This window comes from Neorhizobium phenanthreniclasticum (assembly GCF_040066075.1).
In the GTDB taxonomy this organism is placed as follows: Bacteria; Pseudomonadota; Alphaproteobacteria; order Rhizobiales; family Rhizobiaceae; genus Neorhizobium; species Neorhizobium petrolearium.
This window is the reverse complement of the sequence record NZ_JBEAAL010000008.1, coordinates 29,924-42,472: the sequence shown is the minus strand read 5'-3', so window position 1 is coordinate 42,472 and position 12,549 is coordinate 29,924. Positions and strand designations below refer to the sequence as shown.

The following is a 12,549-nucleotide window of genomic DNA, read 5'->3' as shown; positions in this document are numbered from 1 at the left end:
CGGCTGCCTCGAACTGAACGTGCAATCGCAAACTCTGGGAGGATATCATGCGACGGCATCTTATGACGACAACGGCAGCCATGCTGCTGGCACTGACCGGCTCGGCCTTCGCCGGGATGGAGGAGGCAAAACAGTTCCTGAGCAAGGAAATCGGCGACATGTCGACGCTTTCCAGCGCCGAGCAGGAAAAGGAGATGCAGTGGTTCATCGACGCGGCGAAGCCTTTCGCCGGCATGGACATCAAGGTCGTCTCCGAAACCATCACCACTCATGAATACGAATCCAAAGTGCTGGCGCCTGCCTTCACGGCAATCACCGGTATCAAGATTACTCACGACCTGATCGGCGAAGGCGACGTGGTCGAGAAGCTGCAGACGCAGATGCAGTCGGGCGAGAACATCTACGACGCCTACATCAACGACTCCGACCTCATCGGCACGCATTGGCGCTATCAGCAGGCGCGCAGCCTGACTGACTTCATGGCGAATGAAGGCAAGGATGTCACCAACCCGAACCTCGACATCGACGACTTCATCGGCAAGTCCTTCACCACCGCGCCGGACGGCAAGCTCTATCAGTTGCCCGACCAGCAGTTCGCGAACCTCTACTGGTTCCGCTACGACTGGTTCAACGACGAGAAGAACAAGGCGGATTTCAAGGCGAAGTACGGCTACGATCTCGGCGTTCCGGTCAACTGGTCTGCCTATGAAGATATCGCGGAGTTCTTCACCGGCCGTGAGATCGACGGCAAGAAGGTCTATGGCCATATGGATTACGGCAAGAAGGATCCGTCACTCGGCTGGCGCTTCACGGATGCCTGGCTCTCGATGGCCGGTAACGGCGACAAGGGTATTCCGAACGGTAAGCCGGTCGACGAGTGGGGCATCAAGGTCGACGAGAAGTCTCGTCCGGTGGGCTCATGCGTTGCGCGCGGTGGCGACACCAATGGTCCTGCGGCCGTCTATTCGATCCAGAAGTATCTCGACTGGATGAAGGCCTACGCGCCGGCGGCTGCACAGGGCATGACCTTCTCGGAATCGGGTCCGGTACCGTCGCAGGGCGAAGTCGCCCAACAGATGTTCACGTATACCGCTTTTACCGCTGACTTCGTGAAGGAAGGCCTGCCGGTGGTCAATTCGGACGGCACGCCGAAGTGGCGCTTCGCTCCGAGCCCACATGGTGTCTACTGGAAGGATGGCATGAAGCTCGGCTATCAGGACGCCGGCTCCTGGACGCTCATGAAATCCACCCCGGACGATCGCGCAAAGGCAGCCTGGCTCTATGCGCAGTTCGTGACATCAAAGACCGTGGACGTGAAGAAGAGCCATGTCGGTCTTACCTTCATTCGTCAGTCCACGCTTGACCACAAGTCCTTCACCGACCGTGCGCCCAAGCTCGGCGGCCTGATCGAGTTCTATCGCTCGCCGGCTCGTCTGCAGTGGTCGCCGACCGGCACCAACGTCCCGGACTATCCGAAGCTTGCCCAGCTGTGGTGGCAGGCGATCGGTGATGCGTCTTCGGGTGCAAAAACCGCACAAGAAGCGATGGATTCGCTTTGCGCCGAACAGGAGAAGGTGCTGCAGCGCCTCGAACGTGCCGGCGTCCAGGGCGATATCGGTCCCAAGCTTGCCGAGGAGCATGACCTCGAATACTGGAACAAGGACGCCGTCTCGAAAGGCAATCTCGCGCCGCAGTTGAAGGTCGAGAACGAGAAAGAAAAGCCGATCACCATCAACTACGACGAACTCGTGAAGAGCTGGCAGAACTGAGGCTTTGCCACCACGATCAATGGCCGAGGCGTGTCAAACGTCTCGGCCATATTGCGTGAGAGATGGACGTGAGCCATTCGATGGCTGGCTACACACCGGTCATCGTGTTTGATCTGATCTCTCGCCGACCGGAATGTCAGTTCTTTTGCATCGTCTCATCGATAATCTTCGAAATGCTGTAGAGCCGCTGCTCGATCAGCGTCGGAACTTCGCAGACATAGGTTAGCGACTGGACGCGTTCTTCGAAGATGCGCGTCTCCCATGTCAGCTGTTGGTCATGCCTGGCAAGCTCCGCCTGGTCGGTATCGGCTGCGGCTCGCATCCTGTCGATTTCCGCGGCCTTCTTTCTGACATCTGCCGCAAGCTGCCGTTGCTTTTCGGCATAGCGTGCAATGCCAGAGATGATCTGGCCGCGCTCTATATTGATCTTGTCGAACACCCCCATGAAAAGTTGCTCCAGCTTTTCATGCACCTGCTCTTTCGGCAGGGTCGCGGCATAATCCGAAACCTGCTTGCGAGCATTTTCGATCGGATTGCTGCGCTTGACGAGTTCGGCGGCAAGATCGGACACCCGAGGATCCCTGTCCCACTGCTTGGCCGTTTCGGGCAGTTCGTCCCCGTTCCAAACCTGGCCGATCGAGATCTCGGGCACTTTGCGTTGAATGCAAGGCCAGTCGGGATCGGCATTAGCCGCGGCGAAGGCCGTCGGTATGGCCGATAGCGCGGCGAGCATTGCGATCAGAGGAACATATCGGCTCATTGGCTTCCTCCCATATCCTGTTTGCGGACGGTGAGACCGCGTGCGGGATTATAGGCCAGAATAGCTCCGCCGAGCAGGGCGAGCGTGACGGCCACGACGACGATCAGCGATATCCATTCGATACGGCCGTAAAAGGCGAAGCGGATGAGCTCAACCGCATAGGTGAACGGGTTCAGGAGGCATATCTGATAGAGCAGGGGGCTCGCCTCCTGCACTCGCCAGAGCGGATAGAGTGCCGAGGAGGCGAAATACATGGGAAAGATCACGAAGTTCATGATGCCTGCAAAATTCTCCAACTGCTTGACGAGGGACGACAGCAGCATGCCGAGCGCTCCGAGCATCAATCCGGAGAAGAAGAGCGCAGGCAGGATCAGCATATAACCCCCGACCGGTGCTTTGACATCCCAGAACCAGGCAATCGCCAGAAAAGCATAGACCTGGAGGAGGGAAACGGCGACGCCCGCCAGAAGCTTGGAGGCCAGCAGGTACCAGCGGGGAAAGGGACTGACGAGCAGGATGCGCATGTTGCCCATCTCGCGGTCATAGACCATCGACAGTGAGGATTGCATGCCGCTGAAGAGGAGGATCATCCCGCACAATCCCGGCGTGATGTAGACCTCGTATAGAACATAGGTCTCGTAGGGTGGGATGATCGAAACACCGAGCACCTGCCGGAAACCGGCCGCGAATATGAAGAGCCAGAGCAGGGGACGAACAAGGGAGGAGACGAAACGTTCCTTCTGCGAAAGGTATCGAAGCCATTCTCGTTGGAGAATACCCTTGAGACAGACGAGATACTGGATCGGGGTGAACCCCTTCCATTTCTCCGACGGTGAACCCGCGAACGTTCTGGCTGCATCGGTCATGGCCTTCCTCCCCGAACATTCAAATCCGCGATGCCGGTCAGTTTTGAGAATGCCTGGTTGATTGTCTCCGTGCCTGTCTCAGAAAGAATGGTCGACACCTGGCCATCGGCGACGAGCCTTCCCTGGTCGAGAACAAGAACCTGATCCGCCTGTCCGACCTCATCGATGAGATGGGTCGCCCAAAGCACACTGATCCCTTGCTGTTGAACGAGCGCGCGGATGTCTTTCAGGATGGTCGCGCGTGACTTGATGTCGAGTCCCACCGTCGCTTCGTCGAGCAACAGCAGGGAGGGGCGATGCAACAGGGCGCGAATGATCTCGACCCGCCTGATCTGTCCGCCGGAAAGGCCGCGCACCTTTTCCTCGATACGGTCGGTCATATCGATCGACTGAAGAAGTTCGTCGATCCGCGGCCGCGCCACGCGCGTCCCGATACCGTGCAAGGCGGCGTGGTAGAGGAGATTCTGCCGGACACTCAGATCGAGATCGAGGGTGCGTGCCTGGAACACGATGCCGAGGCGCCTGAGCGCCGGACCCGAATTGCGGTTGATATCCTGGCCGAAAACGCGAATGCGGCCCGTTCGCGGCGAGAAAAGATGGCTGACGAGCGAGAAGAGCGTCGTCTTGCCGGCGCCATTGAGCCCAAGAAGCACGGTGAACCGCGATGGTTCTATGGAAAACGAGACATTGTCGAGCGCCTTTCGCTGGCCATAGCTATAGCTGACAGACGCGAGTTCGAGAGCGGCCGCCGCCGCTCTCTCCTCATCTTGGGACGTTTCTGTTAAACGGGATTGCAGCTTCATCGTATTGCCTTTCACAAGCGGCGGCTTGGCCGCGGCCCGAATGGGGCCTCACCTGGTTCGGCTACTTGATGATGATCTTGCCCGTCATGCCCTTGCCCGCCAAATCGGGAACCGACCACGTGTATTCGCCTGGCCGCACCGTCGTGAACTGGACGTTTATCGTTCCTTCGGAATCGAATTCCAGCCATGCAGGTGCGCCGTTCATGTGAACTTCGAGATCGTTGATGACGATCTGGTTCATCCAGACATTACGGAACAGATCGGTCATGAATTTGTATTCGAGGCCGGCCGCAGATGTGATTTTCCAGCGGTAGCCCTGTCCTGCAATAAGTTCAAAATCCTTCTGGTTCACGGCGAAGTTGTCGTCTTTCGATCCGAGGATCAATTCCGGAACATTCTGGCTGGCGCGCGTGACCTTGGGCGCATCGTCATCATCGTCGCTATCGGCGGATTGGGCGAAGGCCTGATTCTGCACCGAAAGAGCGCCGATGAGCGCGGCAAAGGCAATAGCTGTGAATTTCGACATGTCTTCCTCCCTTTGAAAAAATCGAAATATGGATCAGTCGGGTGCGACCGTCACACCCCAGGGCAGCGCCCCGACAGTGACGGACTTGATCGGTTCATCGCTCTCCGTGTCGATGAAGGTGATATCGTTCGAAAGGCCGTTGGTGCTGATCAGGTTCTTGCCGTCCGGCGTGAACGCCAATTGCCAGACGCGCTGGCCCACGAGGATGTATTTTTCGACCTCGTAGGTTTCCGTGTTAACAACCGCCACCCGGTTGGCAGGCCCGAGCGCGACATAGGCCTTCTTGCCATCCGCCGTGATTCGCACGCCCACGGGTTGTATCGCCTCCGAGCGTAAGCCCTGGATTTCGAAGGTGATCTTCTTGACGACCTCTCTGGAGGCGTTGTCGATGACGGAGATCGTGCCGCCGATTTCCGCGGATATCCAGACCTGCGATCCGTCCGGCTTGAACTCGGCGAAACGCGGGCGTGAATCAACGAGCACGTTCGCCACGATCTCGTGGGTCGACGTGTCGATGAAATGCGCCATGTTGGTGGTTTCTGATGTGTTCACCATCGTCTTGCCATCAGGACTGATGCCCATACCCTCAGGCTCCACGCCGACCGGTATCTCGGAGATCACGCTTTTCCTGTCGACGTCGATGACGGTGACGAGATTGTCGTCCTCATTGGCGACATAAAGGGTCTTGCCGTCTGGAGAGAGCACGAAAAGTTCAGGGTCCGGACCGGACGGCAGCGTTCCGATAATCTGATGAGTCGCGGTATCGATGATCTCCACCGTATCATCGTCGCTGGCGCAGACGTAAAGATGCTTCCCATCATGGGAAATCGTGATCCCGCGCGGTCTCTGCCCCACCTCGATCGTCTTCGTTACTTCCATCGTCTTGGAGTCGACGACTGTGACGGTATTGTCCTTCTCATTCGAGACATAGACGGCATTGGCCCAGGATGGCCCTACATCGACGACAGCCGCGATGGTTCCCGCAAGCAGGTAAGCATGTCTGCGCATTCTCTCCTCCCATTCCCGTTTATCAATTCAGTTTGCAGGCCGTCTCCGGCTGATCTATCCCCAATGTATCGAGTTCGGAAAACTGATGAAGAAATCCCTCCTGTGGTGAAGTGGAGATCACGCCGCGGCCGTCGCCGAGGAAGATTGGCTGGCGAAGCTGCCAATTCCACCGTCGGAAGGTCACCTTCTGCCCCTTGAATGCCGCCAGCGAGAAATTTTCATCTTTCAGGAAGGCTTCGATTTTTGCGGGGTCATTGCTGTTGGTCCGCGTCGCCGCCTCGCCGAGAATGCGGCCGGCCGTCCAAGCCTGCATGTCCTTGCCCAGCATGCGGCGTCCGGTCGCTTTCACGAAGCGGTTCTGGATCTGAGAACCGCCCCATTGCTCGCTGGCCGGATGCCAGGAGGATGGGATGAGGCCGGCTGTTCCGGCGACCGGCCTCGGATCCCAGGTCCGGTAGGGAACATAGCTGCCGAAGACTTCGCTTTCATCCGCGACGATCACCACGTCGTGTGCCGGCAGGTTCTGGGTGAAGACCGGCATCTGCCGTTGGACCTGAACGACGCCGCTGTCGGTGCGGCGGGCTGTGCCGGTATCCTTGTAGAGCCGTTCCTCGACGATCTTGGCGCCGAAGCGCTTCGCCGACCGCCGGATCGCGTCGGCGAAAAGCTGATCCGGTTCGTGGGAACCATAGAGAAGGACCCAGGTGCGCCATTGCTTCCAGATCAGATACTGAGCCAGGCCATCGGCAAGCATGCTCCGGGTCGGAGCGGTGTGGAAGACGTTGGAGCGGCATTCCTGTTCACGCAGGATATCGTCCGTCGATCCTACGTTGAAAAGAAGCACGCCGTTTTCCTTGGCGAGATCGGCGATGGAAAGCAATTGCCTGGCCGAGATGTCGGTCAGCACATATTTCTCGCCCCGGACCAGCATTTCCCGGAATACGGGGACAACATCCTCATCCCGCTTCGTCTGAACCACGTCCAGAGTGAAGGATTGCCCGAGAAACCTGCCGGTCGTGTTGTTGTCGTTGATAGCAACCTTTGCCCCCGCGACACCTTCATCCGCCGGAGGGATATCCAAAACCGAAAGGGCCAGTTGCGGCTCATAAGCTCGAATATAGCCTATCCGGATCTCGGTCGCGGGCTTAGCGGCCGGGTTTTGCTGCGCCATCGACTGCGGCGCATTGACGAAGAGCAAAAAACAAGCGAATAAAAATATAAGAGTATTAGGCACCGTACTCTTCATGATCATACCACGCCCTGCGCCGGCCTTCCGCGAAGGCAGACGCGCTGTACAGATGAGGTGCCCATTATGTTTGTAGCCCAATCCCCGATAAACTCAATACTTGTACTCAGCTTTTCTCGTCCTTGCCGTGAGAAATGCGGTACGCGGAGAGGCGTCTTATGACGTTGATGCTGGCCAGTGTTCAAAATCGCCAGGAAGCGGAGATCGCTCTGCAGGCGGGAGCGGATATCATTGATCTCAAGGATCCGGCGCGCGGCGCGCTTGGATCGGCCGATATCCGGCACATCGTCGATGTGGTCGGTTTCGTCTCCGGCAAAAGGCTCGTCAGTGCCGCCTGCGGAGAGTTTTCCGGCGATCCCGCGGCGCTGCGGTCAAAGGTCGAGGAGATAGCCTCGGCAGGGGTGGATTTCATCAAGATAGGATTTCTTCCATCCTCTCCCATCGCGGCAGGCGTGGAGGCTTTGGCCGATATTGCCGGCCGGAAGAAACTGATCGCCGTCCTTTTTGCCGATCATCGATATGAGGAGAACGTCATGACATCGTTCGCCAAAGCCGGCTTCTACGGCATCATGCTGGACACCGACGACAAATCGAAAGGGCGATTGCTGGATCATATGCCGCCTGATCACATTCCGGATTTCGTGGCCGAAGGGCACCGGCACGGATTGATGGTCGGTCTTGCGGGATCGCTGGAAGCGCCGGACATTCCAAGACTGCTGCCGAGCAAGCCGGATTACCTTGGCTTCCGCGGCGCGCTCTGCGAAGGCCTGTCCAGGAATGGCGATATCGACGCCGAAGCGACGGCAAAAATCCGCGCTCTTATTCCTGGAGACCGGCCCGCCGAAAAGCCTTCCGGCGTCGACCTCAAGCTCCTGGCGGCGCGGGGATATTTTCCCGGTTCGGCAGACGAGGATCTCGGCACGGATCAGATTTTCGTGCGGGATTTCGTCCTGCCGGTGCATATCGGTGCCTACAGTTTCGAACACGGCAAGCCTCAGAAGGTGCGGTTCGACGTCACGGCGGATGTACTTCGCGTAACCCGCGATCCGAAGGACATGCACCATATCGTATCCTACGACCTCATCATGGACGGCATCCGTGCGATTATCGGACGAGGTCATGTCGACCTGGTCGAAACGCTTGTCGAGCAGATAGCCGCATTCATTCTCGAAAATCCGCGTGTAGCCCGTGTGGTCGTGCGGGTGGAGAAGCTGGAACTTGGGCCAGGTGGTGTCGGAGTGCAGATCGAGCGGAAAAGGGAAAGCGCCCGGTCGTCGAACCCGCTTCGGGTCGTGGCGTCCGGCGACGGAGGAAGGAAAGTGGTATGACGCCGCTGGTCGTCAAGCTTGGAGGAAGCACGGCCGGTCGCATCGAGATGGAACAATGGATTGCCGTGCTGGCATCGGCGACCTTGCCCTTGGTGATCGTCCCCGGCGGTGGGCCGTTTGCCGATCAGGTGCGCTTCTCGCAGAAGGAGATGCATTTTTCGGATGCAGCAGCGCATGAGATGGCCATACTCGCCATGGAGCAGTTCGGCATCGTGATTGCCGAACGGCATCCGCGCTTTCAGCCGGCCCGTTCGCTCCATGATCTCGAAATGATCGTTGCGGAAGGCGGAGTACCGGTATGGCTTCCTTCGCAAATGACACGCAGTGCCGATATCGCACAATCCTGGGATGTCACGTCCGACTCGCTTGCCGCCTGGCTGTGCTGGCAGATCGACAGCCGACATCTCCTGCTGTGCAAGCAGGTCGATCCGGGCGCCCGGGACTTGCAAGCGCTGGTTGACAATGGCGTGGTGGATGCCATGCTGCCGGAACTGCTTGGGGAGGAGACAAGCTTGTACATTGCCGGACCGTCATCGCTGCGTTTGCAGCTGGCGGAGTTGCCTATGACGCGCATACCGGGACGCCGCGTGCGGATGCGCGAGGCGGCTGGAGGAGAAACTCGCGGATGACGCGGCTTCATACGCCGCGCTGGGCCTGGGTTCTGACCGGATCGGGCCATTTCTTCGTCGAATGTTTCGAATTGATCCGATCGCTCGACCATTGCGACGTCTTCGTGACGAAGGCGGCGGACGAGGTTTTGAGGATGTACGGGCTGAAGCTTGATTTTTCGGACACGACGCGCGTGCTGCGCGACAAGACGGCGAGCGCTGTTCCGGTCGGCGAATTCTATCACGGCGTCTACCATAGCGTCGTGATCGCTCCGGCGACGTCGAACACGGTTGCCAAATGCGTGGCCGGCATCTCCGATACGATCGCCACGAATGTCTATGCACAGGCCGGCAAATGCCGTCTGCCGTCGATCGTATTCGCATGCGACACTGCGCCGGAACTGGAGACGATGGCGCCGCACGGAATGGTGAAAGTTTATCCCCGGCCAATCGATCTGGAGAACACCGAACGTCTCAAGGCCTTTGAATACACCGAAGTCGTCGAATCCTTTGCCGATCTAAAACTGGCGGTGGCGCGCCGGAAGGGAGTGGTCGAGGGCAGTGGCTGAGCATCTCGTCTTCCTAACCGGACACCTGGCAAAAACCAGGCTCGAAAACGTTCTCGCCGGACTGGGAGCGACGCCATTCACTTACGAGATCATCGACATTGGCGTGAAGGTCGCCGCCCTGATGACGGAGGAGATCGTCAGCCGGCGCCTGCCTCGTTCATTGAAGGCGGACCGGGTCGTCCTGCCGGGGCGTTTCAGAGGGCATCTGGAGCGGTTGAGCGATACCTTCGGCGTCCCTTTCGTCCGCGGACCGGACGAGGTTGCGGACCTACCCATCTATCTTGGCCGGGCCGGAAAGGTGCCCGACCTCTCGCGCCACGATATGCGCATTTTCGCCGAGATCGTCGATGCATCGACCCTTTCGCTGGATGACCTGCTGCAACGAGCCAAAGCCCTTGCATCTGCCGGGGCGGACGTGATCGACCTCGGCTGTCTTCCCGACACGCCCTTCCTCCATCTGGCGGAAGCGGTCGGTCGACTCAAGGCCGAGGGACTTTCCGTCAGCGTCGACTCGGCAAATCCCGGCGAGCTGGAACTCGCCGCACGATCCGGCGTCGATTATCTCCTGAGCCTCAACGAAAAGACCATCGACATCGCCACTCGATATGAGGGGACGTCCATCCTCGTTCCGGCGATCCCGGGAGACCTTGATTCCCTCGGGCGTGCCATCGATGCGGCACGGAAAGCCGGGATATCCTTCATCGCCGATCCGGTTCTCGATCCGATCCATTTCGGCTTTGCAGCCTCTGTGGGACGCTTCATCGAGGCCCGGCGCCGCTGGCCGGATGTCGAGATGATGATGGGCACCGGAAATCTGACCGAATTGACGGACGCGGACTCGTCAGGGGTCACAGCGATCCTTGCTGGCCTCTGTTCCGAGCTTGCGATCGCCAACGTGCTGGTCGTCAACGTCAGTCCGCATACGGTGCGCACAGTGGAGGAGCATGATCGGGCGCGCCGGATCATGTTTGCTGCGAAGAACGACCATGCGCTGCCGCGCGGTTACGATGCCGGCCTCCTGCAGATCCATGACCGCTCGCCTTTCGCCAGCAGCGTCGCGGATATCAATGCGCTGGCTGAGACCGTGCGCGACGCCAATTTCCGGATCATGACCGCTCCGGACGGCATTCATGTCTTCAGCAATCAGGGGCATTGGACGGCGAAGGATGCTTTCGATCTCTTTCCTTCCCTCGATGTCGCGCAGGACGGTGCGCATGCCTTCTATCTCGGCGCGGAATTGATGAAGGCGCAAATCGCCTGGAAGCTGGGCAAACGCTATTCGCAGGACGAGCCGCTTGCCTGGGGCGTGGCGAGCCCTCGGACAAGCGAGGACCGCACCCGGCTTGCCGAGGCCGGGCATACGCTCCGGGCGAAGAAGGAAGGCTCATGACCTATATTCGGGAAACGATCGTGACGACGGTGAGCGCCGAAGGGCGCGTGCATATCGCCCCGCTCGGCATCATCGCACAGGATGACGGCTGGGTTATCGCGCCGTTCCGGCCCTCCACGACGCTTGAAAACCTCACTGCCGTGCCTTTCGCCATCGCCAATTATACGGATGACATGCGGATTTTCGCAGGCTGCCTCACCGGGCGGCGGGACTGGCCGGTCGTTGCGGTGGAAGGCTGCCCGGTCCCGCATCTGCAGGCGGCGCTCAGCCATTCCGTCCTGCAGGTCGCCTCCGTCAAAGAGGACGAGATACGCCCCCGCTATTTCTGCAAGGTCGTTGCCGAAGCCACGCACGCACCCTTCACGGGAATGAACCGCGCCAAGGCCGCTGTTCTGGAACTCGCGATCCTGGTGAGCAGGCTGCAAATGCTGCCGAAGGAAAAGATCGATTCGGAAATCGCTTATCTGACGATCGCGATCGAGAAGACGGCCGGGCCGGACGAGCGGCAGGCCTGGGATTGGCTGATGGAACGGGTGAACGCGCACCGTGCCACGCATTGAAGCGTTTGCCGGAAGGCCGCGAGCAAAAGGCCGCCTTATGGCTTTTCGCGTCCGGACCAGAGCAGGGCAACGGCAGCGGCAGGTGCTGCCTTGCTGGCGTGGTCCCGAGCTTCCTGCGAGGATGCGATGAGGGAGCCGAAATCGACATAGGGCCGCTCCAGGCGCCTGGCGAGCTGCATGATCTGCGGGCGGCCGATCCCCGCCCCCACGATGGGAGCGGCCTGGTTCAGCCGGGCATTGCCGGCGACCATGAATGCGCCGTTATAGATCATGCGCAGCTGATGCTCGCTGAACCAGCGGGCGATATCGATCCATTCGCTTTCGTCGAGATCGGTGCTGTCGCGGCCGACCATGCGGGCGAGGCGCCCGATCGAGCCTGCAAGCGATTTGGCTCTGCGGTCGGCGGCCGGATAGTGATCATCCGCCTCATCCAGAGTTCCGAGAATGCGCCCCAGATCGGCGGTGTTGGCGAAGTATTCGTTCATCAGCGGCGTCATCGTGCCGCGCACAGGAACCCGTTCGGCTATTCCGATCAGCGCGGAACGTGTGAAGCCGGTATAGACGAGCTCGCCGGTCAACAAGCGCTCCGCGTCGGAATAACCCGCGTTGCGAAGCTTTCCATTCTGGAACGCAATGATGTCGGTGGTTGTGGACCCCATGTCGACGAACAGGCCGTCCGTCTCCGTCCTCGCACTCAATTCAGCCGTTGCATGCCAATTGGCCGAGGCGATGTCGGGGCCGAGATCGTAGGCACGGGAAAGATCGACAAAGCCCGCACGGCCAGCATAGATACGGACACTGTCGCGGCCGAACTCTGTATCGATGAAGTCCAGGATACCGCGAATACCGTCTTCTCGTGACGGAAAGCCATCCGACAGCTCGCCTGTCATGGTGAAGACATGGGTGGCATTGCTTTGAAAAAGCGGTCGCAACCGATTCAGCGCCTTGCGCACCTGGTCAAGCCCGAGCCACATCGATGCCTTGAGGGTCGTGGCAAGCGTAATCTGGCCGTGTTCGGCCCGCGCCATCTTCAAATGCGCGCCGCCGATGTCCCAACCGATAATTGTTTCCTTTTCTTCTCTTGCAGTTCCGGCTTTCATGGGAGTCATCGTTTCT

At 59.3% G+C, this 12,549-nt stretch carries 13 protein-coding genes; 6 read left to right on the top strand and 7 right to left on the bottom strand.

The genetic code is table 11. The features are described 5' to 3' along the window. The first annotated feature begins 47 nt into the window (after positions 1–47). Positions 48–1,769: an ABC transporter substrate-binding protein gene (locus ABK249_RS13240; protein WP_037153234.1), complete on the top strand. Its 1,722-nt coding sequence runs from the start codon at positions 48–50 to the stop codon at positions 1,767–1,769. 136 nt (positions 1,770–1,905) lie between these two features. Here the strand turns inward: ABK249_RS13240 and ABK249_RS13235 are convergent, their stop codons facing one another. From ABK249_RS13235 to ABK249_RS13210, 6 genes are all read right to left on the bottom strand, one after another. Continuing rightward, positions 1,906–2,529 carry a hypothetical protein gene (locus ABK249_RS13235; protein ID WP_037153230.1) on the bottom strand — a complete coding sequence of 208 codons (624 nt, stop codon included), beginning with the start codon at positions 2,527–2,529 and terminating at the stop codon, positions 1,906–1,908. Next, complete coding sequence (locus ABK249_RS13230) at positions 2,526–3,395, bottom strand: ABC transporter permease (RefSeq protein WP_227704101.1); 870 nt, start codon at positions 3,393–3,395, stop codon at positions 2,526–2,528. The genes ABK249_RS13235 and ABK249_RS13230 overlap by 4 nt, the downstream gene beginning before the upstream one ends. After that, positions 3,392–4,198 carry an ATP-binding cassette domain-containing protein gene (locus tag ABK249_RS13225; RefSeq protein WP_037153792.1) on the bottom strand — a complete coding sequence of 269 codons (807 nt, stop codon included), beginning with the start codon at positions 4,196–4,198 and terminating at the stop codon, positions 3,392–3,394. Before ABK249_RS13225 ends, ABK249_RS13230 begins: the two co-directional genes overlap by 4 nt. A gap of 61 nt (positions 4,199–4,259) precedes the next feature. Next, positions 4,260–4,724: a cupredoxin domain-containing protein gene (locus ABK249_RS13220; RefSeq protein ID WP_037153226.1), complete on the bottom strand. Its 465-nt coding sequence runs from the start codon at positions 4,722–4,724 to the stop codon at positions 4,260–4,262. 33 nt (positions 4,725–4,757) lie between these two features. Next, a complete protein-coding gene (locus tag ABK249_RS13215; protein ID WP_037153223.1) occupies positions 4,758–5,732 on the bottom strand; it encodes a YVTN family beta-propeller repeat protein in 975 nt (324 codons plus the stop codon). Between the two features lie 22 nt (positions 5,733–5,754). Then, a complete protein-coding gene (locus tag ABK249_RS13210; RefSeq protein ID WP_227704100.1) occupies positions 5,755–6,903 on the bottom strand; it encodes an ABC transporter substrate-binding protein in 1,149 nt (382 codons plus the stop codon). A gap of 233 nt (positions 6,904–7,136) precedes the next feature. Between ABK249_RS13210 and ABK249_RS13205 the strand changes: the two genes are divergently transcribed. Genes ABK249_RS13205 through ABK249_RS13185 form a run of 5 tightly spaced genes read left to right on the top strand, consistent with a single transcriptional unit; the run spans position 7,137 to position 11,433 of the window. Beyond that, on the top strand, positions 7,137–8,306 hold the full coding sequence (locus ABK249_RS13205; protein WP_227704099.1) for a (5-formylfuran-3-yl)methyl phosphate synthase: 1,170 nt from the start codon (positions 7,137–7,139) through the stop codon (positions 8,304–8,306). After that, positions 8,303–8,935 (top strand): amino acid kinase family protein, encoded by a 633-nt coding sequence (locus tag ABK249_RS13200; RefSeq protein ID WP_037153218.1) that lies wholly within the window; start codon positions 8,303–8,305, stop codon positions 8,933–8,935. Before ABK249_RS13205 ends, ABK249_RS13200 begins: the two co-directional genes overlap by 4 nt. Continuing rightward, on the top strand, positions 8,932–9,483 hold the full coding sequence (locus tag ABK249_RS13195; protein WP_037153215.1) for a flavoprotein: 552 nt from the start codon (positions 8,932–8,934) through the stop codon (positions 9,481–9,483). Before ABK249_RS13200 ends, ABK249_RS13195 begins: the two co-directional genes overlap by 4 nt. Further along, entirely contained in the window at positions 9,476–10,873 is a 1,398-nt protein-coding gene (locus tag ABK249_RS13190) for a DUF6513 domain-containing protein (RefSeq protein WP_227704098.1), read from the top strand. The genes ABK249_RS13195 and ABK249_RS13190 overlap by 8 nt, the downstream gene beginning before the upstream one ends. Then, positions 10,870–11,433: a DUF447 domain-containing protein gene (locus ABK249_RS13185; RefSeq protein ID WP_227704097.1), complete on the top strand. Its 564-nt coding sequence runs from the start codon at positions 10,870–10,872 to the stop codon at positions 11,431–11,433. The genes ABK249_RS13190 and ABK249_RS13185 overlap by 4 nt, the downstream gene beginning before the upstream one ends. Before the next feature lie 35 nt (positions 11,434–11,468). Here ABK249_RS13185 and ABK249_RS13180 read toward each other — a convergent pair whose 3' ends face one another. After that, the gene (locus tag ABK249_RS13180) at positions 11,469–12,533 is read right to left on the bottom strand and encodes a hydantoinase/oxoprolinase family protein (RefSeq protein ID WP_227704096.1); all 1,065 of its coding nucleotides are present in this window, start codon (positions 12,531–12,533) and stop codon (positions 11,469–11,471) included. Positions 12,534–12,549: the final 16 nt, after the last annotated feature.

Bases quoted from the DNA above. Each gene is read 5' to 3' on its own strand.
- ABK249_RS13240 (WP_037153234.1), top strand. From the start codon at position 48: ATGCGACGGCATCTTATGACGACAACGGCAGCCATGCTGCTGGCACTG.
- ABK249_RS13235 (WP_037153230.1), bottom strand. From the start codon at position 2,529: ATGAGCCGATATGTTCCTCTGATCGCAATGCTCGCCGCGCTATCGGCC.
- ABK249_RS13230 (WP_227704101.1), bottom strand. From the start codon at position 3,395: ATGACCGATGCAGCCAGAACGTTCGCGGGTTCACCGTCGGAGAAATGG.
- ABK249_RS13225 (WP_037153792.1), bottom strand. From the start codon at position 4,198: ATGAAGCTGCAATCCCGTTTAACAGAAACGTCCCAAGATGAGGAGAGA.
- ABK249_RS13220 (WP_037153226.1), bottom strand. From the start codon at position 4,724: ATGTCGAAATTCACAGCTATTGCCTTTGCCGCGCTCATCGGCGCTCTT.
- ABK249_RS13215 (WP_037153223.1), bottom strand. From the start codon at position 5,732: ATGCGCAGACATGCTTACCTGCTTGCGGGAACCATCGCGGCTGTCGTC.
- ABK249_RS13210 (WP_227704100.1), bottom strand. From the start codon at position 6,903: ATGGCGCAGCAAAACCCGGCCGCTAAGCCCGCGACCGAGATCCGGATA.
- ABK249_RS13205 (WP_227704099.1), top strand. From the start codon at position 7,137: ATGACGTTGATGCTGGCCAGTGTTCAAAATCGCCAGGAAGCGGAGATC.
- ABK249_RS13200 (WP_037153218.1), top strand. From the start codon at position 8,303: ATGACGCCGCTGGTCGTCAAGCTTGGAGGAAGCACGGCCGGTCGCATC.
- ABK249_RS13195 (WP_037153215.1), top strand. From the start codon at position 8,932: ATGACGCGGCTTCATACGCCGCGCTGGGCCTGGGTTCTGACCGGATCG.
- ABK249_RS13185 (WP_227704097.1), top strand. From the start codon at position 10,870: ATGACCTATATTCGGGAAACGATCGTGACGACGGTGAGCGCCGAAGGG.
- ABK249_RS13180 (WP_227704096.1), bottom strand. From the start codon at position 12,533: ATGAAAGCCGGAACTGCAAGAGAAGAAAAGGAAACAATTATCGGTTGG.